This is a genomic window from Pseudomonas sp. GW456-12-10-14-LB2, assembly GCF_002884345.1.
Lineage (GTDB): Bacteria > Pseudomonadota > Gammaproteobacteria > Pseudomonadales > Pseudomonadaceae > Aquipseudomonas > Aquipseudomonas paraglycinae.
The window spans coordinates 1-259 of sequence record NZ_POHV01000221.1; the positions used below are offsets into that span (position 1 = coordinate 1).

Consider the following 259-nt stretch of genomic DNA (forward strand, 5'->3'; position numbering starts at 1 on the left):
GTGACGCTTCATAGAGCGCATCGATGATATCGGGGTCGACAAGCGCATTCATCTTCATCCAGACCGCGCCGGGCTTGCCGTGACGGGCGTGCTCGGTCTCGCCCTGGATGTGCTCGATGATGCGCTTGCGCAAGGTCAGCGGCGACACCGCCATCTTTTCCAGATCGCTCGGTGCGGCATAGCCCGTGATGAAGTTGAACACACGCGCGGCGTCGCGGCCGATGGTCGGCTCCGAGGTGAAATAGGAGAGGTCCGTATA

The 259-nt window shown here is 61.4% G+C and carries 1 pseudogene; it reads right to left on the reverse strand.

Features of this window, described 5'->3' with window-relative positions:
• Positions 1-259, reverse strand: a pseudogene (locus C1X29_RS30080) (RNA degradosome polyphosphate kinase); the annotation flags it as partial.